Origin of the sequence: Amycolatopsis sp. NPDC051758 (genome assembly GCF_044453095.1) — a bacterium.
GTDB lineage: Bacteria > Actinomycetota > Actinomycetes > Mycobacteriales > Pseudonocardiaceae > Amycolatopsis.
Genome location: NZ_JBITCJ010000006.1, coordinates 630,995 through 657,505 on the forward strand (window position 1 = coordinate 630,995; position 26,511 = coordinate 657,505).

A 26,511-nucleotide genomic window follows, 5' to 3' on the forward strand; every position below is an offset into this window, starting at 1 on the left:
CGGGGACCTCGGCGTCACAACCGCGCAAAATGTAACGGCGGCCACACCCGTAGTCAATACACGACTAAAAATAAGGTATAAAGCTGCAGGTCAGAGCCCTCGGTGTTGCTGGGCGTAGCCGCTGGGACCCCCGTGCAGAGGCGGTCCCAGCGGGGTGTAACGTATGGACACACGAGATGCGGAGTTCACCTTCGCTTCGGGGCTATGGCGCAGCTGGTAGCGCACCTCACTGGCAGTGAGGGGGTCAGGGGTTCGAGTCCCCTTAGCTCCACCCTGACGAGACACCGCCCACTGGGTCTAGAGATCCAGGTAGGGCGGTTTTTTCGGTCCACCGGATCTTGAGTTTCGTCAAGAGCAACTTCAGCTACCGACAGGTAGCTGGAGCAAACCTGGAGCAGGCTGTGACCCCATTTCGCTTCACCCGGCAGGGACTGCTCCAGCCGGCGGTCCCAACGGATGAATGCGCGTATGCATTTGCCTCCGGGGCGGCCGTCCGATCCGATACGTCGCTGCTTACCTGAAATGCAGCGTCTGGCCACGTCGTGCCGGCGAGCGCGTTAGTGGGGCGCAGGACCGTAGCCGCCCGCCCACTCCGGGGCGCGCTGATGCCGGATGGCGTCGTTCAGGTGCCGGGTCAGCTCACAGATCGCGGCCGCGGCCGCGATCACGGCGTCCTCGAGCGCAGCCCGCCATAGGAAAAGCAGTCCTCCACCCAGCCGTCCAGGTCAGACATACTCGGCTCCAATCTCAGAATTCCTCGCGCGGCGCGACCTGCAGCCGCCAGGTGGCCGCCGGGCCGCCGTGTTCGGCGAACCAGTCCCGCAGCGGCTGTTCGAGGTCCACGCGGCCCGGCGGGCTGCCGAGCAACCCGCTCTGGGTTGACCAATACTCGCCGTTGCACAGGAAGTCGATTGTCCACCAGTACGCGGAGCCGTCCCCGGGCTGGCGGGCACCACAGAGATCGTCTCTACGTTGCCGCCGCACCCGAATCGAACAGCAGTTCTATCGCCTACGCAAGCGACGACATCTCCGACCTGGGAGTCCGCCGTGATCTTCGTGACCTGGGTCGCACCTCATCGCTATTTTCGTTTCTTTCGATTACTGTTTTGTCATGAGGTCGCATACGCGACTGAGCAGCGGAAACCAGGAGACGCGATGACTTCGGCGCTTGAGCAGCACACCGTGCTTCCGCCGGCCGATGCGGACGCAGGCTTTCGGGAGGCCCTTCGCGCCTTGCGGTCGGTGCTGGGCAACCAGACGTCGGAAGAAGCTCATACCCGGGTCGTCGGGCCGAATGGAGCCGCGGAGCTGCCGGCTGCGGTCTTTGAAGTGCTGCGCCAGGTGGTGGTCGCGATGTCGCAGGGCTTGGCGATCAACATCGCGCCGCGGCACGCCGTGCTGACCACCCAGGAAGCCGCGGACATGCTGAACATCTCCCGGCCGACGCTGGTGAAGCTGCTGGAGTCGGGCGAAATCCCCTTCGAGCAGCCAGGCCGGCATCGCAAGGTCCGTCTGGAGGACGTGCTCGACTATCAGCAGCGGGCACGGCACCGGCGCCGGGCATCGCTGAACGAGATGACGGCGCGGGCCATAGAGGACGAATCCGACGTCGAGGCTGACAACGTCGACAGGATCATCCAGACTCGCTAGTCGTGCCGTTCCCCGCGCTGCTCGACGCCAACGTCCTGATTCCGCTCAACACCGCGGACCTGCTGCTGCGCCTGGCCGAAGCCGACACGTTCTGCATGCTGTGGTCCGAGCAGATCCTCGACGAGATCGAACGCAACTTAGTCAGCCAGCTCGGCAGAACACCGGAGCAGGCGCAGCGGCGGGTGGCGACGATGCGCGTAGTGTTCCCGGATGCCATGGTCACCGGCTACGAGCCGCTGATCGGCGCGATGACCAACGACGAGAAGGACCGGCACGTCCTGGCTGCGGCGGTTCGGGCCAACGCCGACGTCATCGTCACGTTCAACCTCAAGGACTCCCCGTCGGCGGCGCTGGCGCCCTACGACATCACCGCAGTAGCGCCCGACGACTTCCTGCTCGACCAGCTTGAGCTCTACCCGCACCGCACCCTCGACTGCCTGTACGGTCTCGTCTTCGCCCGGCAACGCCCCCCTCTTCAGCTGGCAGAGTTCCTCGCCCGCTTCGCGGGTGTGGCGCCACGTTTCGTCGCCGAAGTTCATGAGCGACTTCGACAAGCGGAAGAAGCCACGAAATCGCTCATGATTCCTCCGAGATCACCCAGCGAATGAGAGCGCAACGGGGTCGGAGGTGACGCGGCAGCATCCGCATGCACCACGATGCGCGAGCATGCGACAAATGACTGGCAGCCTGTTCGCATGGAGTGCGGCGTCGCGCACGTTGTGCGAATCGCAAGGCCAGGTGACCTGGGGCATGACCGGGAGCCTGGCCTTACGCATGTCCGGGGCCAGGTGGGGTGTCGACCTGGACCTCATGGACGCAGCTAACCAGCGGTTCGAAGAAGTCCGGGGTGCCGTTGATCCGGGCGTGGACGGCAGCGGCAACGACGTCGGAGATCCACAGCAGCGGCGCGCGGCTACTCGGACCGGATCAGCAGCCCGATGTCGAGCGTCTTCTCGATGCCTTCGAGGCGATCGGCGATCTAGACTTGAGCGGCCAGCATGCCGAGTTGCAGCAGCTGCTCCGGCGAGGCGTCCTCGCCGAGCTTGCTGCGGAGGGCATAGAACGCGTCGCGGGCGATAATGGCAGGAGTCGGCGTAATGGACATGGCGTCGATCATGGCAGCCCACCGGCCGGCCACGCTCGCGCCTTCGACAGGCACCCGAACACGAGGCGTCGCCCGGGCGCTTCCTACACCCTCGAATGTGAAGAGCCAGATTGCCTCCCACAGCTGGTTGCCGGGTTCGTCGTCGGTGGCGGCCGCCGCCAGGGCGGCCTGGGCAATGGGACTGGTCTCGTTGTAGTGAATGCCGAGGGCCGCGCGCAGCAGCGCGGTGTGGGTGAACGACGGGCCGCCGCCGCTGTAGCCGCGGGCGAAGGCGTCGGGCGAGGACCGTATCATCGGTCTAGGTCCACGACGTCCAGCGCAGCCGGCCCGACCTCGCTCGAGGATCGCCCGGCCCAGGTCGTCGCCGGGCTGCAGGGGCTACAGCCGGGCTCGGGACCCCGAACAGAGCGTCGCCGGCGAGACGGCGGGGTCAGCGGGGGCAACGAAGTGCGGGCTGGGCGCCAGCGCGAAGCCGGAACCGCAGGGTAGAGCTCATCAACTTCCCGATCGGCAGCTTCAGCCACGCCTGATCCGCGATCACCACGCGAACAACCCGCCAGGCGCTGAACGAAGGGCCGGCGGGCCGTTCGGCATCCGGCTCGACGGGCTACGCGGGGCTGCCAAGGGCAACCACGGCGGGAACGCCAGCGAACAACGTGGAAGCTTCAGCGCTGGACCCGGCTGCGGATCGCCAGTACAGCCAGGGCGAGCACCTGCGCCCATCACTCTCATCACGCCACGACACATCAATCCGCGAGGTTCAATCACACGAAAGAGTGGTCGCAGGGGCCGAGCGCGACTTCGGCGCGGCGGGTAGTCCGTACACCGACCGACGGCCACGTAGTGATCCTTGGCCGGCCGACGCCTAGGCAGCGGGCCGTCGCAACGACCGTTAGGCCAACCGGGTGGTCGACAGTCCGTACCGCAACGACGCAGTCCCGGTACACGATCACCAGTCAACGCGCACCTATGTGCTTCGTCTTGGAGGTGTCGTTCAAACAGATTGTGGGCCGGAGGGCATCGGGCAGCAGATCGCACAAGCGCAGTCGCTTCTGATTAACTCGCTTAAGCGGGCATCTGATCCGGCCAACCAGCGACTGAGCACGGAAGAGATGAGACGCGCTTGCCGGCGGAAATCTCCAAAGCAGGGATCCATCGGCGCCGTCCGCGTAGGCAGACAGCCCCCGAAGTGAGACGAATGGAGCCCGGTGAAGGCACGCGGGAAACGGCGACAGTCGGCTGCGGAGGTAACCAACAGCGGGGAGGCCCAGGCGGCCGCAGGCGCGGTCGCAGTCAGCGGCATCGTCCATGGCGACGTAGCCGTATACGCTCCGCCTGCAGCCCGCACTGGATATCGACAGCAGGTGCTGCGCATCGCACCGCCCGACCTGGTCGGTCGCCATCAGGAACTGGCTGAACTGGCCGAGTTCTGCACCACGTCAGGCCAAGGCACCTATGTCTGGTGGCGGGCACGTGCCTGGACCGGGAAGTCCGCGCTGATGTCTTGGTTCGCACTGCACCCTCCGCCGTCGGTGACGATCGTGTCCTTCTTCGTCACCGCGCGCTTCGCCGGGCAAAGCGACCGAACCGCATTCACTGACGTTGTCGGCGAGCAGCTCGCTGCATTGCTGGGGCAGCCAGCGCTTACCCAGCTCTCCGAAGCCACCCGTGAAGGCCATCTGCTCGCCATGCTGGACGAGGCAGCCCACCAGTGCCAGAAACGCAGTGAGCGCCTGGTGCTGCTGGTCGACGGTCTGGACGAGGACCGGGGGGTAACCACTGGACCGGACGCCTACAGCATCGCCGCGCTCCTGCCGAGCCGCCCGGCTGCTGGACTGCGGGTGATTGTGGCCGGCAGACCCCACCCTCCGATACCGGCCGACGTGCCAGAACATCATCCGCTACGCGACCCTGACATCGTCCGGAATCTGGAACAATCCCCCTACGCGGCAGCGGTCCAAGCCGACTGTGAACGAGAGTTATTGCGGCTTCTCCGCGGCACACTGGAGCAACAGAACCTGCTGGGACTCGTGGCCGCCGCCGGGGGTGGCCTGAGCAGGTTCGACCTTGCCGAGCTCACCAGCTGCGAGCCCTGGGACGTGGCTCAACATCTCCGAGCAGTCACGGGACGAACCTTCGCCGCCCGGGTAAGCCGCGAACAGCACGCGGTCGGATCCGAGGTACATCCCACCGAGGTTTACGTCCTCGGTCACGAAGAACTGCAGAAAGCAGCCATTACTATGCTGGGCCGCGACAGACTGTCCGGCTACCGTGTACGACTGCACGCCTGGGCCGAGAACTACCGCGACCAGGAGTGGCCATCGGGCACGCCGGAGTATCTCCTGCGGGGCTACTCCCTTCTGCTGCGCGACACCGGCGACCAGACCCGTTCTGTCCTCTATGCCACCGATTCCGCCCGCCACGCCCGGCTACGCGCCCTAACCGGAGGGGACGCTGCCGCCCTCACGGAAATCGACCATGCGGAATCCCTTGTGCTGGCAGACGAAAATCCCGAGCTGGCGAAGATGGTCCTGCTAGCCGCTCACCGGCAACGACTCCGGGATCGGAACTCCTATCCATATGGGTTGCCCGCTGTCTGGGCCGCCGTCGGCCAACCAGACCGCGCGGAAGCGCTGGCCAGCGGAATGTACGACCAGGACGAGGTGGGTCTCGCACTAGCGGAGGTCGCCGTCGTGGCCGGCCTCACGGGTGACCGTTCACGTGCCGCCCGGCTAGCGGACGTGATCGAAAGTATCGGCGACCCTTACCACAGCGCCGTTTGGCGGGCGCGCCGGGTCGCCGCTGTAGCTGAGGCGGCCGGCGCCGCAGGGAACTATGATCGTGCCGCCAAACTCGAGCGCGTCGCGGAAGCCATCCAAGCGCATTCCGGAAGCTACGAGAAGACCGGAGTCTTAGCGGCCCAAGCGAGGGTGGCGGCCGCGAGTGGGAACCGCGGCCGGGCGGGCGAGTTGGCCGACGCGATCGAGGACGTTGCCCGTAGCGGCAGCGAAAACTGGCTGATGAGCGATATAAAATGGGCCACGGAATCAAAAGATCCCGAACGTGTAAGCACTTCGCTCGCAGGACTCCGCACCATCGCATCTACTGTTCGCTCGGCCCCAATCCGGGCAAACATCGAGGCGACGCTGGCGACAGCCGCTGCCGCTCGCATTGGCAAGCACGGCGCCCCACTCCGTGAAGCCGCCGCACAGTTGATTCAATGGTCGGAACCACCAGTCTGGATCCTGACCTCTATCGACTCGCTCGTCGAGGCGGTGATTGCCGCACGAGACATCCCGCGCGCAGCGCGGCTGGTAGATCTGATCGAACAGGTAGCGGCTGTCCCCGACCATCCGTGCTGGCACGACGCAGCGACGGCTCCAGGCCTGATTCGGGCCTTGGTGGAGGCGATGACGCTGTGCGCTGATCCGGATCGTGCAGCGGCTCTGTCCCGAACGCTGGAGGCCGCAGCGCGTACATCCACAGTCGGCCCTGGCGGTGGCGCACGAGAGAACGGCGAATTGCTGGCGGCCGCGGCGGCAGCAGCGGCGCACGCCTGCGACGACCCACGCTCGGATGCGTTGTTGGCTCGACTTCCTCCAGAAGGTCGGCCAGACGTGCTGGTTTGGATGGCCAAGGCCTCGATCGGCCGCGGAGACCACCAGCGTGCAGCGGCGTTGGCCGTCACCGCTGAGGATCTCTGTCGCGACAACGCCTCGCCAACAGCACAAGCGCGGGCACTGACTGAACTCGCCAAGGCCACGGCCACTGCCGGTACCCCAGATGTAGCGGCGCGCCTGCACGATGCTCTCTCCCGTCTTGCTGATGCCACCGCCTCGCCGTACCGGAAAGTTGAGATACAGGCAAATCAAGTAATTGCACTCGCGGCCACACAAAACACCGAACAAGCAGCGGCAATTCTGCGAAAGATCACCAATTCATGGGATAGGCAACCGGTCAACAGAGAGCTAGTGTGGGCCTTGGCCAGCCGAGGGCAGTTTGACCGAGCTGAAACTTTCGTCAACGGTATCAGCGAAAGGGAGGAACAAGACGTGGCCGGCAGGGTGCTGGTAGACTCGTTAATCGAGCACGGCGCGCTCGACAACGCCGGACGACTTCTCCACGCGTTTCCAACCCTGCAGAGTCGAGCCTTCTTGCTGGCCTCACGCGCAAGGGCAGCGGCCACGGGAGGCGCCCGGCAACGCACCGCTGAACTTGCCACCTCCGCGCAGGAGCTTCTCCAAACGACCCAAAGGGATGACCTCACAGCTAAAGCCGCTGTAGCTCGGCACACCGCGGAGGCATTGGCCTGGGACCGGCAATTTGACACCGCGGAGAAGTTGGCCCGCAGCATCACTCATCCGTACTGGCGCGGGTCAGCGATGGCGGCTTTGATCCAGACCGCGATGGAGTCGGGCGAGCCGGGGCTGGCGACTGCCTGGATTCACAAAGCGCTAAAAATGTCGCCAACGGACCCGCATGCCCGATCCACGTGGATGCGACATCTGGTCAGTGCAGCTACCTCAACAGGGTATCTCGCCACCGCACTAGACATAGCAGAACGCATCCCCACTACCTACGGAAGGGCGTACGCCCTAGCGACGTTGGCCCAATTTGTAGAGCCTGCCCACGGCCGCCGGCTCATGGCACGCGCGCTCAGCCTAGCCGACCTGAACAATCTGATCGCCGACGTCGTCCGGCTTGCCCCCGACGTAGTCCCGATCCTCACCGACACGCTACTCCGCTGGGACAGCTCACCGTCCCGGCCGAACTCCGAACCACAGGTGGGCATTAGTCGACCGTTCTGAAGAATCACCTCCACTGTGTGCGGTTGGGCTGCCGCCCACCGGAGATGTCTCGCCATAAAAGCCGCGGAGTGAGTGGCTCGCCCCGGCTCAGCAGCTTTAGAGCCTCGAAGGCGCGCGACGCGACTCCGCGCCGAACCATGCCCTACGCAGCGTCGCATGGCCGAGTGGCAGCGCCGACGTGTCAGAGACCGCGAGGCCAGGCACCGACGTCAGTGCGTGTCTGCACTGCCGTGATGGTGTTCCGCGCAAGCTCACGGCGGAAAGTCGACACTCTGCGACGACACTTCCCGCCCGCTCACACCGGAGGGCGAGACGTCTGCGGGAGCCCCGGCTGGCAGCGCAAGTACGCTTGTCCTGTTGCATTTCGGCGGTGTATGGCGATTGAACTGGCATGACTGCCGGACGTGTCACATTGATCGTTACCTGCGTGCTGGTGGCGGGGTTGGCTGGGTGGCTCGCGCTCGCGCGCTGGGATGACGCCAACAAGGTCGCCACCGCGGTGTCGGCCCTGGGTGCCGTTGCCGCGGTCGGCGTCGCGGTGTGGGCGGTCATACGCGCACCGAAAGCCGGACGATCGATGGCGGTGTCCGATACGGGACGGGCTACCGCAACCTCCGGCGGCAAAGCGGTCACCGGCTTCTCGGGCAAGGCCGATAGCACCACCGGGTCGGTGCAGGTGGAACGTACCGGCGATGCCCAGGCCTCCGGCGACGGCAACGCCGTCAGCGGAGTACAGCTGGACTGACGCGCATCGATGGGTGTAGGCGTCCGGCGTAGTGGGTGAGGGATGACAGGTCGATGCAACGGATCACGGTGACCGAGAGCGGCACTGCGACCGCGACCCACGGCTACGCGAACGCCGGTGTTCACATCGGCGACGTCAACTTGCTGACCGGCGTTCCTGTCCGGACTCGGTACCGACAGCAAGTCCAGCGAATCGCGCCTCCCCAACTGCTGGGCCGGCATGCCGAATTGGACAAACTGGCAGAGTTTTGCACCTCGTCAACGACGGCAGGTACCTACGTGTTGTTGCGCGCGGGACCGTGGTCAGGCAAGTCGGCGTTGGTGTCCTGGTTTGTGCTGCATCCCCCTGAGGGGGTGCGGATGGTGTCGTTCTTCATCACCGCCCGGCTGGCAGCCCAGAACGATCGCGGCGCGTTCATCGACAACGTGATGGAGCAGCTGCTGGCGCTGCTGGGTGATGCGCTCCCGCCCCTGTTGACCGAGTCGAACCGGGAGGCGCACCTACTGGGGCTGCTCACCGAGGCCGCCGAAGCCTGCGATCGCCGCGGTGAGCAGTTCGTCTTGCTGGTGGACGGTCTGGACGAAGATCGCGGAGTCCACGACGGTCCGGACTCCCACAGCATCGCGGCGCTGCTGCCCGCCGAGCTACCCGCGGGGATGCGGGTCATTGTGACCGGCCGGCCGAACCCACCGATCCCGTCCGATGTGCCCGTCCACCACCCGCTGAGGGCCGAAAGAACGATCCAATCGTTGAGTCCCTCGGCACAAGCACGGGCGATCCAGGAAGAGACGCAACGCGAGCTGAAGAGGCTGCTGCGCGGCACGGTCGCCGAACAAGATCTGCTGGGCTTGGTAGCCACCGCTGGCGGTGGTTTGTCCGCGTCCGATCTGGCGGAGTTGACTGGCTGGTCACAGTGGGAGATTAACGACAGGTTGCGCACTGTGACGGGGCGGAGCTTCACTGCCCGCGACGGTCATTTCCATCCCGACGGACCAGAAGTCTTCCTCCTCGGGCACGAGGAGCTGCAGGTCGCGGCGTTGACGATGCTCGGTCCCGCTCGTGTCGCCGGCTACCGCGATCGCCTGCTCACCTGGGCTGAGCAGTACCAGGCAGGCCGCTGGGCAGCCGACACTCCTGAGTATCTGCTGCGTGGGTACTTCCGGATGCTTCAAGCTGCCGGCGAGTGGGAGCGCATGACCGATCTCGCCACGGATCCTGCCCGTCAAGATCGCCTTCTCGACGTTTCCGGAGGCGACGCCGCCGTTTTATCCGAGATCACAAGAACGCAAGACACCATCGCTGCACACGAGGAGCCGGACGTGATCGCCATGGTCCGCCTGGCCATCCACCGTGACCACCTCGTCGCACGCAACAGCAACATCCCCACCGACCTACCTGCAGCGTGGGCGACGCTGGGCCATCTCAACAGAGCCGAATCGCTGGCCAACTCGATTCCTGATCTGCAATATCGCGCGAAGGCGTGGACACTCATCGCACAGGCACTGTCGACGATCGGAGACCATCAGCGAGGGCGTGAATTCCTCGGTCATGCTGAGGCGATCGCCCGCTCCATCACTCAGCCCCACCCGCAAGCGTGGGCGATGTTGTGGCTGTCTGAGGTGGTGGCCAAGTCCGGTGATCACGCGCACGCCGAAGCGATCGCTCACTCCATCACCCAACCCGCGCAACAAGCACTGGCATTGATGTCGCTGGCTTCGGCGGTGGGCAGAGCCGGTGATCACGCGCACGCCGAAGCGATCGCCCGCTCTATCACCCAACCCGAGCAACAGGCGCGTTCGCTGATCATGTTGGCTGTGGCAGCGGTTGGCGGTGGCCGCGAGCACGCCTCCGAGCTTCGTCACCACGCTGAGGCGATCACCCGCTTGATCACACATCCCGACAAACAGGGATCGACTCTGGTTTCGCTAGCTTGGGCAGCGGCCGAAGCCGGTGACCACGAGCACGCCGAGGCGATCACCCGCTCCATCACCGACCCCGGCAAACAAGCCCAGGCGCTCGCATCACTGGCCGGAACAGTGGCCAGAGCTGGCGATCACGAGCACGCCGAGGCGATCACCCGCTCCATCACCGACCCCGGCAAACAAGCCCAGGCGCTCGCATCACTGGCCGGAGCAGCGGCCACGGCGGGCGACCGTGGCCGCGCCGATGGCCTCAGGCAGCGCGCCGAGACGATCGCCCGCTCCATCACCCAACCCGACCAACAGGCATCAGCGCTAGTATCGCTAGCTCAAGCGGCGGCCTGGCGCGGTGACCGCGCGCGCGCCGAGGCGATCGCCCGCTCGATAAGCCAACCCGCCCAGCAAGTATCGGCGCTCGCATCGCTAGTCGAGGCGCTGAGCAGCGTCGGCGACCACGAGCGCGTGCCTGATCTCCTCCACCACGCCGAGGCCGTCACTCGTTCCATCACCCAACCCGACCAGCAAGCATCGGCACTCGCATCGCTGGCCAGAGTCGTGGCGCGGACCGGCGACCACACACGCGCCGAGACGATCGCCCGCTCCATCACCCAACCCGACCAGCAAGCATCGGCACTCGCATCGCTAGCCGCCACGGTCGCCGGGGCAGGCGACACCGACCACGCAGAGGCGATCGCGGGGATCATCGCCCGGTCCAAGCGTCAAGCACCCGCTCTGGTGTCGTTGTCCGGGGTGGTGGCCAGGGCCGGCGATCACGAGCGCGCCAGCAGGATTCTTCACCTCGTCGAAGAGGTCACCCGCTTCATCACTCGACCTGACCAGCAGGCATCGGCACTCGTGTCGGCGGCTGGGGCCGTCGCCAGAGCCGGCGACCACGAACACGCCCAGAAGATCTTTCACTTCGCCGAAGCGATCACCCGTTCCATCACTCGACCTGACCAGCAGGCATGGGCACTCGTGTCATTGGCCGGGGCCGTCGCCAGAGCCGGCGACCACGAACACGCTCGAGCTCTCCTTCATGATGCCGAAGCGATCACTCGCTCCACTACTCAATCCGGCCCGCAGGCGTGGGCACTCGTATCGCTGGCGATGACGGTGACCGTTGCCGGCGACCACGAACACGCCGAGGAAGTTGCCCGATCCATCGTCCAACCCGAGCAGCAGGCACAGGCGCTGACGTTCCTAGCCTGGGCTGCAGTGGGACGCAGTGATCGCAAGCGCGCCGAAAAGATCGCCTACTCCATTCCCCAACCTGGGGCGCTGGCGTTACTGGCCAGGATTGCGGCGGGAGCTGGCGATCACGAGCGCGCCGAGAAGATCGCCTTCTCCATTGCTCAGCCCGACAAGCAAGTCGAGGCGCTGGCGTTGCTGGCCGGGAACGTGGCCAGGGCTGGCGATCAGGAGCACGCGCGCAGTCTGCTCAGTCAGGCCGAGGCGATCGTCAATTTCGCAATTCACCCTGATCGGCAGGCATCGGCGCTTGTTCCCCTAGCCGCGACAGTGACCGAGCTTGGCGACCATGAGCACGCCGAGGCGATCGCGCGTTCCATCACCCAACCCGACAAGCAGGCACAGGCGCTCGCGTCACTAGCCAGAGCTGTGGCCAGGGCTGGCGACTATGAGCACGCCGAGGCGATCACTCGCTCGATCACCCCACCTGACAAGCAGGCACAGGCGCTGGCGTCGCTGGCCAGCGTGGTGGCCAACGCCGGCGACTACGAGCACGCCGAGGCGATCACCCGCTCCATCACCCCACCCGACCAGCAGGCGTGGGCGTTGGTGTCGCTGGTCAGGACGGTGGCCGATGCAGGTGACCAGGACCGAGCCGAGACGATCACCCGCTCCATCACCCACCATCAACGACGAGCAGAAGCGCTGTTGTTAGTCGCCAAGAACAGTTCTCGTCCACGTGGCCTCCGCGCGGTCGCGGAAGTCTTGACGACTTCGAGCTGGCATTTCCCAGTAACTGGTGTGCTGCGGCTCGAGCCGGAAGCCGTCCCCGCGATCATGGCCGAGATCGCGATCGCATGGAGACTCGAGCCCTTTGGCACCACGACTCGGCCTGCCGAGCTGTGAAGTCGTCGCGCCCGGATGCCGGCAAACATCTTCATCGCTCGTCCACTAACTGGACACTTCCAGGACGGCATCAAGGATCAACTGCGGGCAGACTTCCACGGCGGCGTCGAGAGCAAGCTCGAGCGCGACGGCAGTCGGCCGATGACTAACGTCGAGGTGTTGTATCCAGTTCGCTGGATGATATCGAGCCAACATCGACAAGGTGAACAGCACCGCCCACCACGCGACCAACGGATGGATGTCCTTGTCGGCGCCCGGAGGCTTCGGAAAGACCCAGTGGATATCATCGGTCAAGTACCGCCGCAGCCGAGCGCTGACGAGTGCGTGCACGTCAGCCCCCTCAGGCGTTGGCCACATCCTCACAGCACTCAGCATGCGCTGCCCGTTGCCAGCAGGCCGGTACGCCGCGGCCGGCCCCGATGCGTGGTCGTAGATAACCGCACCATCTGCCAGGCCGGGGTAGTTCGCCAAGAACTGTGAGACGTCGGTGTGCTCGGCTGTGAGGAAGCGTTCGGGGAGGCTGCCGACCCAGCCAATGAGGTTGGTGCCTTGCCTCGCTCCTGACAGGGACAGCCGAAGGACCGGAAAGTCGTGCTGCGTCGGACCGATCGGCGCGACCGCCAGTTCCGGAATGCAGTTCCACAGGAACGGTAGCGTTGCCGGCGTTTTCAGTGATGCAGAGGACAGCAGCTGCGCGATGGTGGTGAAGCTCCCGCTTCGTCCATCGTCCTGGAGGGCGAGGTCGGCCAGTGGCGGTTCCTGGTCGAGGTTGGCGACCTCGATGCCGTGGCCTTTCAGTTTCCAGGAGTTCGTGTCGACTCCGGTGGCTGCGGCTGCGATGGCTCGGCCCGCTTGGCTCAGTCCGTAGAAGACGAGAATCGGCCGCGTTGCGTAGTCGACCGCGGCCGCGGCAGCGAACAGCTGTTCTGCCTGTTCGAGGGCGGCGTTGAAGACGGTCTTGCGCATTCCTCGGCCGGCCCATCCCGGCGGCGCATGCCGGAGTGCGCGCAGCTGCCGCCATGGGGCGGCCGCGAACCTGGCCGGCTCGATGCGGGGGTCAGATCCCGGATGGAACAGGGGCACGAAGAACCTCCGAACGTGACGCCGCAGGCGCTGAGATCGCTGGCAGCGTCACTCAGGGATGTGGTCGACTTCCCCGCGGTCGATACCCCAGGAGTGCCCCGTCACCAGTGCGTCCAGCGGAGCGCTTTGGTCGAGGACGGTGAGGGTGTTGATGCGGGTTCCGGCACGGAACTCGCCGTACCAGGTTCCATTGGGGGTGTAGGAGAGTTCGCCGTCCAGCGCGGGGAGAGTGAGCGTTCCTGTGGCGAACTCGTGACGTCCTTCCACGTAGTGGAAGTCGCCGCCGGCGACATCGTTGTGGGAAAGCAGAAAAGTCTGGTAGTACCCGGGGTTCCCGAAATAGAAGGCTTCCGTGTAACCGATGCGGTTCGCTCCGATGATGAGCCGCGTGCCTTCCGGAGAGTCGGACACGGATGTGAAGGCGGCGTGCGCCAGGTCGACGTCCAGCAGCCCCGCGGTGAGCCGACCGGTCTTGAAGTGGAAGTTCGGATCACGCACCGAGATGGAGAAAGCGTCGATGGTGCGATTCTCGCCTGCAGCGGTGACGGTGACGAGAACGTGCACGTTGCGGTACACGCGATACAGCCGACCGGGCGCGCTGTCGCGGAGTGCGCCCGTGCGCAGCGGTGCGCCGAGTGCGTCGTCGAGGTAGTCCAGCGGCCGCCCACAAGCGATCTTGTTCAGGGCGTCCCTCAGCAGCATCTTGCGGGCGCCCCAGGGCACTACACGCCGCTTGACGGCGACTGCGATTGCGCTGCCGGCGAGGATCGCGCCGGGGATGCCCACCAGCCAAGGTTCGAGCGACATGTGCGGGCTCGTCTGCTATTCGGTCTTTTTGGGGTGCTTGAGGCTGGCGTACTGGACCCAGACGGTGTGGTGCTCCTCGTCGAGGAGGTACCAGATTCGGCCGCTGCCAGTCACCTCGATCTGCCACTGCGGCAGTTCTTTGCCACGATGAACACCACTTGTGAGCGGGCCCTTGAGGCGGTGGTGCCGAGTGTCCGGGTCCTGGCCAGGTGCGGTGCGCATGAGGTCGTACGCGCGGCGAGCATTGGTCTTCGCCGCGCGTACGAGCTCATCCCAGCTTGCCGCTGCTTCCTTGGTGCCGAACCGGACGTCCCACTCGTCACCGACGGGCGGCGGGGCGACGCGTTCGTCCTTCTTCGGGCTCACTCGTCGACAGGCTCCGGCACGGCCCCGAAGTCGTCGCCGTCCTGAGCGAGGATCTTCGCCAGTTCAGGGTCGGCATGGATCTCGGCGGTGCTGCGCCAGGCCGCGACCAGGTTGGCCAGCGGTGCCGGGTTGCCCAGCGATTCGGATCTCTCTGCGACGTCAATGAGTTCGAGTAGGAAGGTCTGCACCTCCTCCGTGGACAGGTACCGAACCCACGGAAACGCGGCCGGCAGGACTTCGAGCAAGGCTCGTGCGCCGGCATCCTGCTTCATCAGCTCGATAAAGATGCGAGCGGTCGCAGAGGCAGCTTCGGTTGTCTGGGCAGCACGGTCGGCCGTGACCAGGACCAGGTCTTGCTGGTCTCGCTCGCGCCGCCGGATCCGCACAGCGCGAGAGGCGGAGTGCTCGAGCTTGTGCACGACCCCCTTGGCGTCGCGCTGCAGATCGGAGAAGTTGACCTCCGGTGCGGTCATGTTCATAGTTCGAATGTAGTTCCGAAGTAGTTCCATGTCCAGCGCAAACCACTGTCGACCAGCACACGGGCGACTATCAACGTGATACTCATCACTTACGATCTCCGACGTCGCTCCTTCCACCCAGCTCTTCCGGCGCGGAAATCCCCAGGTCAAGGCCGCAGTCCGCGACAGCGACACGGCCAGCCATGATCAGTATGGCCACTCCAGAGACATCACAGCTAGCACACTCCGCGCACGCCAGAACAAGCCAGCAGGCAGGGACACCACGGTTGCGCTCACGCGTTGGTTCCGGCGGGGTCGACGGCGTGTAGGCGTGGCTGCACTGGCTGCTACGCAGACTCACTGGACGGCTATCCTGCGAATTTGGACACCCGCCCTGATCGACGCCCGCATCGAGGGCCATCATCCGCGCGACTTCCCCACGGCATTGCCGTCCACATTGCAGCGGGGAAGGTCCCCAATGACGGCTTCCCTGGCTGCGTGGACCTTGCTACGAGGCGGGGAAACCCGATAGCCCAGATCGCGCTCGGAGCCCTCGACGTGGCCAGAGCCGAAGGAAGCAGCCCTGGCTCGCTCTGCGCCATGACTCTGCCGACACCGCCGCGCCGCGAACTGGCGATCCACACCGTCACCACGGTCGGCATAATCAAAGCCGAGGTCCATCCCGCTTGGCAGAACCAGCGACGTGTAGCAAACGCGCGCCTCGGCTGTCACCCCTACCTTCTTCGCCCACGTTAGCCGAGGAATACCGCGCCGCATCACGTGTTCGCCGAGCACGCCATGCGTGCCAACTGATCGCGCTCGAAACCCAAAGGCGGTGCAACGGGTTGCGGGTCTGCCCAGGGTCTGATGCCTGATGCTCGTTCGTTCCGGCGTCGGCGGTCCGGCCGTCGTCCTCCGCTTCGTAGTGGTTGTGGCGGTCATGGTCGCTGCCTCTCGGGTGGCGGTGCGCGGTGCTCTGTTGTGCGGGGGGGGGTGGCGCGGTCGGGCAAGGCACGGGTCACCTTCCCCCATTCGGTCGGCGGGGAGGCAAGAACCTTCGCCCGGCCCGGAATCACCCATGTTTTGGCCCTGTTCAAGGTTTGGCGGCGGCGGGCCCCTGGAATCCCCGAGCCGTGTTCGCACTGGTCAGGGTAGGGACCTTCGGTCAGGGACCCGGCAGGGAAAAGTCCCTGAGTCCCTGCCGGTCCCTGACCGCATCCCTGCCGTCGTCGTCCCCGTCGTCGTCGCGGCGGGCGAGTGCTACGGCCACCTCTTCGGCGCGGATCACTTGTTACCGTCCGACTTGACGGGTGCGATCCCGTGCGGGGCGAGCGCGGCTGTGAGGTCGCGGAATGCCCACCCGTCGTACTCCTCGGGGTTGTGCCGGGCCAGCCGGGGCAGGATCACCTCTGTCCGGACGCGACGCTGCCCGTCCATCACGTTATCGACATCGGCAAGGTAAACGGCGACGACCGGTGCCGCTTCCAGCTGCGGGCGCGCGCTGGACTAGCTTCGCCGTCGCAACTTGCAGATTCGCGTCGGCGTCTGACACTTTTCCGTCTTCATGGGGACTTTCCCTGCCGCAGATCCGAACCATCTCAGTCACGGAGCGGAGAATCATTTGATCCATGCCCCAGCCTCAACAGGGAAATTTCCCTGACGACACGGGTGGGTATATGCTCCTCAGATGAGCGCACCATTCGGTCGCTTATTTTCGGACATGTACCGCCTCAAGGAGCAGGAATGGCCCAGAAGGTCCTCGTCGAGATGCTCGACGACATCGACGGAACCCCCGCTACGCACACCATCCCGTTTTCCCTCGACGGCGTCAGCTACGAGATCGACCTCTCCGAGGGCAACGGAGCTGCTCTACGCGACGAGCTCGCGCGCTACATCAGCGCCGGCCGCCGCACTGGCGGACGCAAGGTCCGCGTCGCCACCGGCCAGTCGACCACGACCGCGTCCGACCGCGAGCGCAACCAGCAGATTCGGGTGTGGGCCAACAGCAACGGCTATGAGGTGTCCGAGCGAGGACGGCTGTCCTCCGAGGTGATCGACGCGTACCACGCCGCCCAGATTCAAGACACCGAGCCGGTCAAGGCGTCCCGCAAGCGCGCGCCTCGCAAGAAGGTCGCTGCCACCCGGAAGTGACCGCCATGCCGGAGGAGCGCTGGGGAGAGGTCACCCGCGACTCGTCCCGTCGGCGACGACGTCAAAGCACCGTCGTCGCCGACGCCGGGCGTACCGCCGTGACGCGCCGGATACTCGACATCCGGGTACTCGAGTTGTTCACGACGACCATTACTGACCCGCGTTCCCGGCCTGTGGGCTCGTTTCGGTCTTGGCGATAGGCCTTCCGAATGACCCCGGTGGCGTTGTTGCCCATGTCCTACCACAGGCTACCGCCCGTCACTGTTCCATCCAGGATACGCAGGTGATTTAGGCCGCCGCAGCTCGCCACGTACATTGCTCCAACGGCGTCGAGCTACCAGCAACTGCCTTCTCCCAACGCGTCTGCATAGACTCAAGCAGGCGTTGCTCGACGGAGTCCGCAACGTGAGAGTAGGTCTCTTGCACCTTGTCCTGGAGCACGTGACCGAGGCGGAGCGCTTGGGCGATCTCGGGGATCCCGTCGTCGATCATCCAGGTCTTGTGACTGTGCCGAAGGCCGTGGAATTTCAGACCTGGCTTTGCAGCGTGCAGGCGAACGTGAGGATCGACCTTGCGGGCGTTTCCGTCGGCTGCGGGCCGGAAGGCGCGGCGCCCGAAGTTGCTCCGCCGGTGAAGCTCGAACTGGGGCGTGACGAAGACGTGAGGATGGTCATGACTTTCCAGGTGTGCCCGTAGGAGCATCACAAGGCACGGCGGTAGGGAGATGTCTCGCGCAGATGCCTCGGTCTTCGGCGGCCCGAGAAACAGGCCACCCGAGCCCGGTTCGTGGAGTGCACCGATGTCAGGGTCGACAACGATCTTCCCGGTGTTGTCGTCGTAGAGGTGCAGGTTCGGCCGCTGCAGCCCGACCAGTTCGCCCCAGCGAGCCCCGGTCCAACCTGCGGTGGTCGCCAGTACCGCTCCACCCGGGCCGTAGCAGAGGGCGATCTGGTCGGACAGAGCGAGAACCTCTCGTGGTTCTGCCCACACTTGCCTGGGTCGGCGCTGGATTCGGCGACGGCGACCCCGGCGGCGGTTCTGGATCGGGTTGGCGTCGATGAGTGACTCGTCCGCGGCGTCAGATAGCGTCAGGGAGAAGCACTTCATGATGCTGACGACGGTGCTGTCTGCGAGACCAGATTGCCGCAGATTCTTCTCCCAGCTTCGAACCTTCGAGTTAGCGACGTCGGCCAGTGCGGTGGCACCCCATCTGGGAACAATGTGAACCTTGAGGAAACTGCGGTAGTTTTCCTCCGTACGCTGATCGATGTCGAGTGAGTCGATCCAGTCTTCGACCCATTCGGCTACGGTGGTCCGGCCACCCGTCGGGTCGATCCACTTTCCGCGACGCTTGTCGGTCTCCATGTCGTCGATGTAGTTGTTCGCGGTGGTTTCATCAGAGAACCCGGGGATCGATGCGATCGTTCCGTCGGCGCGCCGATAGCGAACGCGCCAGGTGTCCTGGCCGGTTGGGTCAACCCAGGGCATACGAACTCCTTTGCTCTGGTGTGGGGGTCACAGGGTGTCGGCATCGATTGACGCTCTGGTGTGGACAGAGAGCCAGCCCCGCTGTCGAGAAACCTCCGATTTGGCGTGTTTCTCGTCGCTCAGCCGGCCCAGCGTTGGATCAGTGACGTCGGCGCCGGCCGCGTTGCCGACGCTCCGGCGCTCCGCTCCCTTTGTTGACGATCGATTGGAGGTCGGCAGCGGAGAAGCGCAGGTGCTTGCCCTGACGGTTGCAGGGGATCTCGCGAAGGCCGGCTTTGCGGCGCAGCCACGACTCCTTGAGCGACAGGCGCTCGGCCGCCTGCGCGGGTGTGTACAGCAATTGCTCATCGGGCTGGTCGCGTTCGTCGCGCCTATCCCCCTCAGCCGGATGCAGTCGTTCGGGATCGCTGGTCATGTCGTGCTCGGGCTCGGGCTCGAGACGGGGGTGCCAGTGCGGCAGGAGAACGGCGAGCAGCCATCGGGGTCGTCTTCCTCGGCACTGGGTGTGCCGCGGGTGGCGTCGAGGTCGACGTCAGCCAGCGGACGCAGCGACCGGTGGAGGTAGAACTGACCGCGCAGCGGTTTCCCGGCGGCTGTGGCGCGGGGACTGCCGTGGCGGATGGCCTCGTCGAACTCGATCAGGTCGGCCCAGGCGTGCGGGTCGGTGTCGCGGATCAGCCGCAGTCGTGAGTTGCCCGAATACGGGCAACCGATGCAGGAGCTCTTCACCACTTCGCCCATCCCGTGTTCGCGCAGGTAGACCAGGCAGTCCGAGCGCGACATCCCGAGGTCGAGTAGCGGGAAGACATTGCGGGTGTAGTTCACGTCGGAGTCCTTGGCGCGGTGGAACTCGTCGGTCGAGATGCCGATGGCCTGGTCGACGAACACTCCGCGCGGCACCCGCTGCGGGTGCGGGTAGCCGAGGACGTCGCGGATCGCCTTCTTGAGGGGCCGGATCTTGTAGTCGCCGGTGCATTGCCTGCGAGCCATCCCTCGTGACCCGTCGGGGTTCTTGACGAACAGCGGCATGGTGACAAACCGGGTCGCCGGGTTCAGGGTGTCGAGGCGGATATTGCCGTTGGAGACCGTCCGCACGGGGATCCCGGCCTGGGCGCCAAGGCGGCGGGCCGTGGTGAGCTGGGCGTAGACCTGCTTGGGCTCCCAGCCGGTATCGGCAAACAGGGCGCCGTCGAAGGGTGGGATCTCCCCCCGGCAGGCCAGCAGCAACACGCAGAGGCTCTGCACACCGGCACCGAGGCTGAGATACCGGCCGCGGGGTGTCCCAGGGTAGCGCTCAAGGCGGGGCCGACGCGACCGCTGGGCAGGAGCCGAACGGCGCGATGGCGACGGGCACCTCGGGCGAGACGTGACGGCGCGTCGTGTGGATGGCGCGCGAGGCGTGGTGGTCATTGCGGCTCCGTCCCGTCGTGGCCGGTGGTGTGATCGGCGCTCGAGGCGCGCAGGCGGTGCGGGATGCGCCGGATGCTGGTCTCCGGGCTCTGTGCGGCCCAGAAGAGCGCGGGCGTGATCAGCGCTCGATGTGCGGGCTGGTCGGAGAGCACCCACTGCTCAGCCGGGCGGAAGCCGCCGTGCTCGTCGCGGGTGCCTGTGGCCTGGTGGCCGGTGTACTTGATGTTGGTGAGGATCGCGGTGACCGCTACCGCCGGCCACGACGTGTGAGTCCCGGGCGGTGGGTAGCGGTCCTGGTCCGCGTCGAGCCGGGCAGTGATGTGCTCGACTGACAGGCTGGTGACCGCCCGCCAGTAGAAGATCGCCTGCACCACGGGCGCAAGGCGCGGGTCCGGGGTGAGCCGGGTGCGGGGGTTGCCGGATCGGCTCGGCGCTGCGTGTGCGACGGCCATGGCGGTGTAGCCATACGGCGGGTGGTGGACGTTCCAGCCGGCGCGGACCAGCAACGCGAGTGCCTCCGCGGCCCGCCTCGCCACCGGATGCTGCGGCACAATGCTGTGACGGCAAGGGCGGTCGGTGTCAGTCTGGTTCGGCGGCCGGTACCGCGGCGGCAGGCGATGGCGGATGGTGCGCACCCAGCGGCGCAGCTGGGCCGGCCGGCACGTGATGCTGTGATTGGACATGGCAAAGCCCCTCTTATGGGGTCGATCGGTTACGGGTGGAAGGCGGCGCTGCGGGAGGGGCCTGGCGGGCTCGACGCCCCGCAGCGCCGAGCTCAGCGACGCGGGCCGGTGCCCGGCCTGGTGCGACGAGGGCGTGTGGCGACGGCCGTGCGGGAGGTGGTGCTGTGCGGCGCGCTGAGGCTCGCACGCTTCGGCCGAGCCGGCGGTCGTGACGGTGCGCCAGGCGACGCGCGAAAGGGAGCGTGATGTAGGTGTGCGAGGTCTTCGAGTAGCAGGCGCAGGGCGTGAGCGGCTTGTTGAGGAAGGACGCCGTTGCCTAGGGCGCGCAGCTGGGCGGTGCGTGGCAGGTCGAGGTGCTCGGCGGTGGCCCAGCCGGGCGGGAGGCCCATGAGCCACTCAACGAACGCGGGCGCGAGGACGGGCGCCCGTGTCGGCCGGGCTGAGTCGGGTACGGCGCGCTGCGTACCGTGATGAGTTCCCAGCGGTGCACGGCGGCGGCGTAGTCGCCCCAATCCACCGGCGTGAGTTCAGCGGATGCGGCGCTGCGGGCGCGCGGCGCGCGGGCGGATTCCACGATCACTCACCTCCTTCCGCGTGCGTGCGGTCGATCGTTGGGTGGTGGCGGCGACGCCCGACGGAGCATCAGGGTCCCCATTCGGGCCCCGTTTCCTGGCGCTGCCTTTCGTGCCGTCGGTGGCCGCGGTGTGGGCAGAAGTCGTAGACTGTCCAACAGGGACAGACCTCCCTGCCGTGAGACAGCGGAGATTCCGTTGGAAGAACCGTCGTGCGCGGTCGGTGTCGGCAGCAGTGCCCCACGCGCCAGGGGAAAGACAGCTACGAAGCCCCCCCCCCCCCCCCCGGAATTTGCGTTGCGGCGCAGCATGTTCCGTTCGGGGCCGGTGAGGTGAGCGCGCGAGCCTGGTCGGGATGCGACGCCCCGCCGTCGTGGGTGCGGCGTGTGCAGTTCTTGGCGTCCGCCGCAGTCGGCGTCGGCAGTCGACGTGCGGCGTCGGCCGCCACGCACCCGCGCGGAACTGACGCCGCCGAACTCGCCTCGTCCTCCTCCGCCGGCGTCACCAAGGGCAGAACTTGCTGCGACAGCGGGGGACGGAACCCTCGCCCGGCGCGACGGCCCGGAGTTCCGGTGTCCGACGCGCGCGGTGTCGGCAGCAACTTCGTCACCGCGTGCACCGCGTCGTTGAGGTTGACCTGGTGTCCGCCCGCGCGGCGCCGCGCCGGATCGACCGGACCGCGGGGCTCGCCGTCGCGGGCCTGCGGGGTCGGCATCATCCGGCTGGGGTACGGCACACACGAACACCCGCTCCCGCCGGTGCGCTGCTCCGACGTCGCTGGCTCGTACGCAACGCCAGACCGCGTCATACCTCGCTTCGGCCAGCCCGCCGAGAACTCGGTCGAGCCCGCCGTTTCTCCAGCGGAGGGCGGCGACGTTCTCCAAGACGAGGAGGCTGGGTCGCAGTACGCGAACGGCGTCCAGCACGCTGAACCACAGGCCACTGCGCTGTCCTTTCTCGATGCCCGCGCGCCGACCGGCCGCGGAGATGTCCTGACAGGGGAATCCGGCGGTGAGCACGTCCACCCGCTCCACACCGGAGAAATCGACCGCCCGCAGATCACCCAGATTCGGTACACCCGGCAGGCGTCTGGTGAGGATCCGCTCGGCGTGCGGGTCGACCTCGCTGAACCAGGCGATCCGGCCGCCGAGCACTGCGGCGACGCCCAGGTCGAGCCCCAGCAGACCGGTGCACAGGGACCCGATCACCGGGCCCTCGGTCGCCACGAACTGCAGGAGATCGCCGACACCGACTGCGGAGGGGGTTTCGTCAGAACTCGGGCTGCTCATCGGCGTACCCCTGCCCGTGACGAAACGCCTGAGCCTCCGCCTGGCTTTCGACGCGGTGGCCTCGACGGCGAGCGAGGCCGGCCGTGGTCGGGCCGCCGCGAAGGCCGCCGCGCGACGTTCCCATCGGATGCTCCCCGCTCGAGCCGACCGGGCTTAGTCGGCGCCGCGACTCGGAACTTCTGGTGCAGTCGTGCTCGCCAGGCCAGGGCATAGCGCAGGCAGTTCGCCTCGCTGCGATGACTCGGTGTGCACCCCGGCAGGTACCGGCCGCTGAAGCTCCAGGCGGCCGAATCGCTCGACGCGATCACGTCGCCGTAGTGAGCCAGCCCGAGGGTCTTCACTCCGAAACAGTGAGTGGTCACGTTGCGGGCGTGCAGCGACCGAGCGATGCGCTCCACCTCGCGTGTGTGCGACCGTCGGCACACACTTCCCACCCCGACCAGCGGCAAGTTGGCCAGGTCGACCCCGTGACGCTCGTACAAGTCAGCACAGCGGTGGTAGTCGGTGACCTCGTTGCCCTGGACGACGGGGATGATCGGCAGATCCGGCGCCAGGTCGCGCAGCTGCAGGTAGTTGCCCACCGTGCGCTGCAGGTGCGTGCGCACGCTCAGCCCGGTGCGGGCCCGAACCGCCGCCTCGACCATCCAGTCCTGCGGGGCCGCCCACGCGAGATTCCCGATCTCGTCGCGGTAGCGGCGCACCGCCGCGACGTAGGCGTGAGCGTCGCTGCGCCACCGGCCATACAACGACAGCTCGGTGAAGCCGCCGGAGTCCAGCGCCCACTCGTGCGTGGCCCGAGGCAGCGTGCGGCGCCCGGCCAGGCGCCGGTGCGAGACCAGGAGCGGGATCCCGAGGTCGCGTTCCAGCCACGCCGGCTGATGGACGCCGAGGTAGAACTTCACGACCGCACCTCCCGCCGCCGCGACATCCCGGCCGCCACCGAGACCGCGACCGCCGTCGCGAGCGCTTTCCCGGCGAGCTGACCGGGCAGCAGGGCCAGCGACCCGAACGCGCACGGCACGAACACGACGCTGTCGATGACCAGGCCACCGAGATTCGACCCCGCGATCGCCGACAGCTGGCCACGCGGCCGCCATCGGCGATACAGCCACGAGTCGGCCAGTTCGGACAGCAGGAACGCGGTCGCGCTGGCCAGCGCAATCCGCGGTGTCGCCACGGCCGCCGTGAGCACCGTTCCCACGGCGATCGCCGTGACCACACTTCGCTCGCCGAGGGCCTCGTGCACGACGTCGCGGGCGGTGAACGCTGCCCCCGCCACGCACGCGCCGACCGGAATGACTAGGGCCCCGACCGCGAGGGTGTAGTGGCTGCTGGCCCAGTTCGCCCCCACCACCGCAGCGAGGTAGCAGCCTGCCGACGACCACCCGGCCGCCAACGCAGCCGGGCCACGCCGACGCGAGCGGCCCACGTAGGACACCGGACGGCGAGCCATGCTGCTGTTTGACAGTGCGGTCATGGCTGCCTGCTTGCGTCCGGCCGCTGCTGCGACGGCCCCTCCGGCGGCTCGCAACGGTGTCGATCAGCAGCAACGCGAGCGTCGGCGGGCCTGGTGAGATGGACGGTCCACCCGCAGTCGGTGCAACGGGCGCGGGCACTCATGCCCGCTCCCCGCGGCCGCCGTCCGCAAACGCGGTCGACCTCGCGGCAGGCGTGAGCTCCTTGCGGAGCACGACGACGTCCTCGTGTGCGATCAGGTGCAGCGGCAGTCCGGCCTCCCGCTGCTTACGGATGAAGTCGCGCTGGAAGAACGAGCCGCGGGCGACGAGGTCGGTGTCGGCGACGCGGGCCAGCAGGGCCACGCACCGCTCGACCGGGATCAGGCCAGCCGCTCGGCCGCAGGCGATGATCTGCGAGGGCAGGTCGATCAGCTCGGAATGCTCGCGCCACGGCCGCACCGTGATCGCGACATGTCCGCCGGGACGCAGCACCGCGGCGCAGCCGGTGAGGATGCGGGTGAACCCGGCCAGCAGCCGCTGGTGCCCGACGTTGGCGAGGTTCCCGCGGTCGAGGGCGTTGCCGTAGCGGTGGTGGTACTTGTGCACCTTCCCGTCGTCGGAGTCCGTGGTCGCGGTGACGACCTGCCCGTGGGTCGAGGGCCCGTACGGCGGCGAGGTGACCACCAGCGCGACCTGCCCCCGGTACCGCTCGGACAGCAGCTGCGGCAGCTGGCGGGCATCACCCTGCACGACCTCGCCGGCCACATCGTGACCGCGTTCCCGCGCGAACCGCAGGTTCGCCCGGGCAACGGCGACCCAGTGCGGTTCGTACTCCACCCCGATCGCGCGACGACCCGCATCGAGCGCCTCCACCAACGTGGTGCCCGACCCGGCCATCGGATCGAAGACGAGGTCTCCGGGCCGGGTGTAGTGACGGATCGCATGCGCGGCCACCGCGGGCAGCATCTTCGCCGGGTGCGCGGTGGAGTCGGGAACGTAGCGGCCCCTGCGCTGCGCCGCCGGCGAGGTCTGCGCGGTCACCCATACCGACAACGGCGGCTCGTCCGCCGGCGCGACATCGGCGGTGCCGGCGGGGCCGGTCGGCACGGGCGCCGCGGCGTCCCTCCTCTCGGCCGCGCCATGCCGAGGTGCGGTGTCCAGGGTGTCGATGAGCCAGCGAGGAACCGGCACGGTGGCCTCGTCGCCGAGGCTGCTCGTGGAGCCGGTGGTGGCCATGTCCGAGGCCGAGTACACGGGGTACGAGGACGACATGAGCGGGGTGCCTTTCAGTGCTTCGGGAACGACCGGCGCGGGTCGGGCGGCCGTGGGCGGGCAGAACGGCGCCGGGCTCATCCGAGGTCTCCGCGGTCGATGTCGCCGGCGGGAGCCGAGGCGATGCCGAGGCTGTTCGGGGGTGCCGGGGCGGGGTCGGCCGGCTGGGCGAAGGCCAAGACGTCTGCGTGGGCACGCAGGTGCGGCACGGGCAGCCCGCGCACCGTCGCGCCATGCGCGGTGCGGTCGTGCTCGGCAGCCACCAAGGCACTCGGCCCGGCCTGCAGGCGACCGGCCCGGACCGGGGTGTGCAGCGCGACGATGTGCTGCAGATAGAGCAGATCGGCGTGCTGCGCGGCGGCGACGATCGCACCAGTCGGGTCGAGCAACCGCTCCCCGTTTCCGTCACTGTGCGTATACACCGCGACGATGCCGCCACGACGCACCACCGCCGCCGCGCGCAGCGTGAGCCGGTCGAGCGACACGCGCTCGGCAACGTGCGCCGGCAACGCGACGAGCACCAGGTCCGCCCGTTCCTCTCGCCGCGAATCCGCGCCGCCGGAACCACTGACGGCTGGGCTGCCGAGCGCACCTGGGGCCGGGTCTGCGGCGGCCGCCGCGGACCCGGCGGAGTCACCGACGAGGTCGGCCCAGAACGGTCGAGACGGCGCTGCGGCGGCGTCGGCTCGCGTGTCCAAGGCGAGAACACTGACGGTCCGGCCGAGCGCGCGCACCGCCTCCAGTACCGGTGCCGGGACGAGCCCACCGGCCTCCGCGGAACGTCCGGTTCCGGGGATGGCCGATGTGAGCGCGGCGGCACCGGCATCGACGAGAACGACGTGCGCACCGGGCGCGGTGAACGCGGTCGTGACGCGCCCCACGATCGCCACCGGCCACGTCTCGTGCGCATCGATCGGATCAGGTCCGCACAACCACACAGTCGCCGGGATCGGCTCTAGCGACCGCGTGGATGTGCGCCGGCGCGAGCGGAGCGACGGGCCTTCCGGTCGTGCAGCCGCGCGAGTGCCGGCGGCTGCCGTGGTGGTGCTGCGGGCTCCGGGGTAGGGAGCGCGGTCGCCGCCGCGACGGCTGCGCGACGGGCGGGTCGAGTCCCCTCGCCGGCGGGGACGGCCGTCCGGGGATTGCGGGCGGTG

Annotated in this window: 21 protein-coding genes and 1 tRNA gene; 7 read left to right on the top strand and 15 right to left on the bottom strand. The window is 67.2% G+C overall.

Annotation, left to right across the window (positions count from 1 at the left end; genetic code table 11):
* Positions 1–198 precede the first annotated feature (198 nt).
* The 3 genes from ACIA5G_RS30190 (at position 199) to ACIA5G_RS30200 (ending at position 2,258) form a co-directional block, all read left to right on the top strand.
* Positions 199–271, top strand: a tRNA-Ala gene (locus ACIA5G_RS30190).
* A 776-nt stretch (positions 272–1,047) separates the two neighbouring features.
* A complete protein-coding gene (locus ACIA5G_RS30195; protein ID WP_395929167.1) occupies positions 1,048–1,650 on the top strand; it encodes a helix-turn-helix domain-containing protein in 603 nt (200 codons plus the stop codon).
* A gap of 2 nt (positions 1,651–1,652) precedes the next feature.
* Positions 1,653–2,258 carry a putative toxin-antitoxin system toxin component, PIN family gene (locus ACIA5G_RS30200; RefSeq protein WP_395929169.1) on the top strand — a complete coding sequence of 202 codons (606 nt, stop codon included), beginning with the start codon at positions 1,653–1,655 and terminating at the stop codon, positions 2,256–2,258.
* Positions 2,259–2,629: 371 nt separating this feature from the next.
* Here the strand turns inward: ACIA5G_RS30200 and ACIA5G_RS30205 are convergent, their stop codons facing one another.
* On the bottom strand, positions 2,630–3,049 hold the full coding sequence (locus ACIA5G_RS30205) for a hypothetical protein (RefSeq protein WP_395929171.1): 420 nt from the start codon (positions 3,047–3,049) through the stop codon (positions 2,630–2,632).
* A gap of 1,070 nt (positions 3,050–4,119) precedes the next feature.
* Between ACIA5G_RS30205 and ACIA5G_RS30210 the strand changes: the two genes are divergently transcribed.
* The 3 genes from ACIA5G_RS30210 (at position 4,120) to ACIA5G_RS30220 (ending at position 12,321) form a co-directional block, all read left to right on the top strand.
* Positions 4,120–7,563, top strand: coding sequence for a tetratricopeptide repeat protein (locus ACIA5G_RS30210; RefSeq protein ID WP_395929173.1), 3,444 nt, complete (start codon positions 4,120–4,122; stop codon positions 7,561–7,563).
* 391 nt (positions 7,564–7,954) lie between these two features.
* The gene (locus ACIA5G_RS30215; RefSeq protein ID WP_395929175.1) at positions 7,955–8,308 is read left to right on the top strand and encodes a hypothetical protein; all 354 of its coding nucleotides are present in this window, start codon (positions 7,955–7,957) and stop codon (positions 8,306–8,308) included.
* Between the two features lie 53 nt (positions 8,309–8,361).
* The gene (locus ACIA5G_RS30220) at positions 8,362–12,321 is read left to right on the top strand and encodes a hypothetical protein (protein WP_395929177.1); all 3,960 of its coding nucleotides are present in this window, start codon (positions 8,362–8,364) and stop codon (positions 12,319–12,321) included.
* Positions 12,322–12,366: 45 nt separating this feature from the next.
* On the opposite strand, the gene ACIA5G_RS30225 is transcribed toward ACIA5G_RS30220, so the two are convergent.
* The 5 genes from ACIA5G_RS30225 to ACIA5G_RS30245 all read right to left on the bottom strand — a co-directional run bounded on the left by ACIA5G_RS30225 (position 12,367) and on the right by ACIA5G_RS30245 (position 16,472).
* Positions 12,367–13,287, bottom strand: a complete 921-nt coding sequence (locus tag ACIA5G_RS30225) for a YaaC family protein (RefSeq protein WP_395929179.1) — start codon at positions 13,285–13,287, stop codon at positions 12,367–12,369.
* Between the two features lie 165 nt (positions 13,288–13,452).
* Entirely contained in the window at positions 13,453–14,211 is a 759-nt protein-coding gene (locus tag ACIA5G_RS30230) for an ETEC_3214 domain-containing protein (protein ID WP_395929181.1), read from the bottom strand.
* Between the two features lie 15 nt (positions 14,212–14,226).
* Complete coding sequence (locus tag ACIA5G_RS30235; protein WP_395929183.1) at positions 14,227–14,577, bottom strand: hypothetical protein; 351 nt, start codon at positions 14,575–14,577, stop codon at positions 14,227–14,229.
* Positions 14,574–15,056 carry a hypothetical protein gene (locus tag ACIA5G_RS30240; protein ID WP_395929185.1) on the bottom strand — a complete coding sequence of 161 codons (483 nt, stop codon included), beginning with the start codon at positions 15,054–15,056 and terminating at the stop codon, positions 14,574–14,576. The genes ACIA5G_RS30235 and ACIA5G_RS30240 overlap by 4 nt, the downstream gene beginning before the upstream one ends.
* Before the next feature lie 1,263 nt (positions 15,057–16,319).
* Complete coding sequence (locus ACIA5G_RS30245; protein WP_395929187.1) at positions 16,320–16,472, bottom strand: hypothetical protein; 153 nt, start codon at positions 16,470–16,472, stop codon at positions 16,320–16,322.
* A gap of 306 nt (positions 16,473–16,778) precedes the next feature.
* On the opposite strand from ACIA5G_RS30245, the gene ACIA5G_RS30250 reads away from it, so the two are divergent.
* Positions 16,779–17,186, top strand: coding sequence for an Lsr2 family protein (locus ACIA5G_RS30250; RefSeq protein ID WP_395929189.1), 408 nt, complete (start codon positions 16,779–16,781; stop codon positions 17,184–17,186).
* Positions 17,187–17,474: 288 nt separating this feature from the next.
* Here the strand turns inward: ACIA5G_RS30250 and ACIA5G_RS30255 are convergent, their stop codons facing one another.
* The 9 genes from ACIA5G_RS30255 to ACIA5G_RS30295 all read right to left on the bottom strand — a co-directional run bounded on the left by ACIA5G_RS30255 (position 17,475) and on the right by ACIA5G_RS30295 (position 26,247).
* Positions 17,475–18,674, bottom strand: coding sequence for a tyrosine-type recombinase/integrase (locus tag ACIA5G_RS30255; RefSeq protein ID WP_395929191.1), 1,200 nt, complete (start codon positions 18,672–18,674; stop codon positions 17,475–17,477).
* A 139-nt stretch (positions 18,675–18,813) separates the two neighbouring features.
* Positions 18,814–19,089, bottom strand: a complete 276-nt coding sequence (locus ACIA5G_RS30260) for a helix-turn-helix domain-containing protein (protein WP_395929193.1) — start codon at positions 19,087–19,089, stop codon at positions 18,814–18,816.
* Positions 19,086–19,919 (bottom strand): hypothetical protein, encoded by an 834-nt coding sequence (locus tag ACIA5G_RS30265; RefSeq protein ID WP_395929195.1) that lies wholly within the window; start codon positions 19,917–19,919, stop codon positions 19,086–19,088. The genes ACIA5G_RS30260 and ACIA5G_RS30265 overlap by 4 nt, the downstream gene beginning before the upstream one ends.
* Before the next feature lie 161 nt (positions 19,920–20,080).
* The gene (locus tag ACIA5G_RS30270; RefSeq protein ID WP_395929197.1) at positions 20,081–20,620 is read right to left on the bottom strand and encodes a recombinase family protein; all 540 of its coding nucleotides are present in this window, start codon (positions 20,618–20,620) and stop codon (positions 20,081–20,083) included.
* A 727-nt stretch (positions 20,621–21,347) separates the two neighbouring features.
* Positions 21,348–22,628 carry a DNA cytosine methyltransferase gene (locus ACIA5G_RS30275; protein WP_395929199.1) on the bottom strand — a complete coding sequence of 427 codons (1,281 nt, stop codon included), beginning with the start codon at positions 22,626–22,628 and terminating at the stop codon, positions 21,348–21,350.
* The gene (locus tag ACIA5G_RS30280; protein ID WP_395929201.1) at positions 22,625–23,530 is read right to left on the bottom strand and encodes a hypothetical protein; all 906 of its coding nucleotides are present in this window, start codon (positions 23,528–23,530) and stop codon (positions 22,625–22,627) included. Before ACIA5G_RS30280 ends, ACIA5G_RS30275 begins: the two co-directional genes overlap by 4 nt.
* A complete protein-coding gene (locus ACIA5G_RS30285) occupies positions 23,527–24,105 on the bottom strand; it encodes a VUT family protein (RefSeq protein WP_395929203.1) in 579 nt (192 codons plus the stop codon). Before ACIA5G_RS30285 ends, ACIA5G_RS30280 begins: the two co-directional genes overlap by 4 nt.
* A gap of 139 nt (positions 24,106–24,244) precedes the next feature.
* Positions 24,245–25,357: a TRM11 family SAM-dependent methyltransferase gene (locus ACIA5G_RS30290; protein WP_395929205.1), complete on the bottom strand. Its 1,113-nt coding sequence runs from the start codon at positions 25,355–25,357 to the stop codon at positions 24,245–24,247.
* Between the two features lie 77 nt (positions 25,358–25,434).
* The gene (locus ACIA5G_RS30295; RefSeq protein WP_395929207.1) at positions 25,435–26,247 is read right to left on the bottom strand and encodes a hypothetical protein; all 813 of its coding nucleotides are present in this window, start codon (positions 26,245–26,247) and stop codon (positions 25,435–25,437) included.
* Positions 26,248–26,511 lie beyond the last annotated feature (264 nt).

Bases quoted from the DNA above. Each gene is read 5' to 3' on its own strand.
- ACIA5G_RS30275 (WP_395929199.1), bottom strand. From the start codon at position 22,628: ATGAGCAGCCCGAGTTCTGACGAAACCCCCTCCGCAGTCGGTGTCGGC.
- ACIA5G_RS30255 (WP_395929191.1), bottom strand. From the start codon at position 18,674: ATGCCCTGGGTTGACCCAACCGGCCAGGACACCTGGCGCGTTCGCTAT.
- ACIA5G_RS30205 (WP_395929171.1), bottom strand. From the start codon at position 3,049: ATGATACGGTCCTCGCCCGACGCCTTCGCCCGCGGCTACAGCGGCGGC.
- ACIA5G_RS30290 (WP_395929205.1), bottom strand. From the start codon at position 25,357: ATGTCGTCCTCGTACCCCGTGTACTCGGCCTCGGACATGGCCACCACC.
- ACIA5G_RS30285 (WP_395929203.1), bottom strand. From the start codon at position 24,105: ATGACCGCACTGTCAAACAGCAGCATGGCTCGCCGTCCGGTGTCCTAC.
- ACIA5G_RS30260 (WP_395929193.1), bottom strand. From the start codon at position 19,089: ATGACCAGCGATCCCGAACGACTGCATCCGGCTGAGGGGGATAGGCGC.
- ACIA5G_RS30225 (WP_395929179.1), bottom strand. From the start codon at position 13,287: ATGCGCAAGACCGTCTTCAACGCCGCCCTCGAACAGGCAGAACAGCTG.
- ACIA5G_RS30250 (WP_395929189.1), top strand. From the start codon at position 16,779: ATGGCCCAGAAGGTCCTCGTCGAGATGCTCGACGACATCGACGGAACC.
- ACIA5G_RS30240 (WP_395929185.1), bottom strand. From the start codon at position 15,056: ATGAACATGACCGCACCGGAGGTCAACTTCTCCGATCTGCAGCGCGAC.
- ACIA5G_RS30245 (WP_395929187.1), bottom strand. From the start codon at position 16,472: ATGGACGGGCAGCGTCGCGTCCGGACAGAGGTGATCCTGCCCCGGCTG.
- ACIA5G_RS30230 (WP_395929181.1), bottom strand. From the start codon at position 14,211: ATGTCGCTCGAACCTTGGCTGGTGGGCATCCCCGGCGCGATCCTCGCC.
- ACIA5G_RS30220 (WP_395929177.1), top strand. From the start codon at position 8,362: ATGCAACGGATCACGGTGACCGAGAGCGGCACTGCGACCGCGACCCAC.
- ACIA5G_RS30215 (WP_395929175.1), top strand. From the start codon at position 7,955: ATGACTGCCGGACGTGTCACATTGATCGTTACCTGCGTGCTGGTGGCG.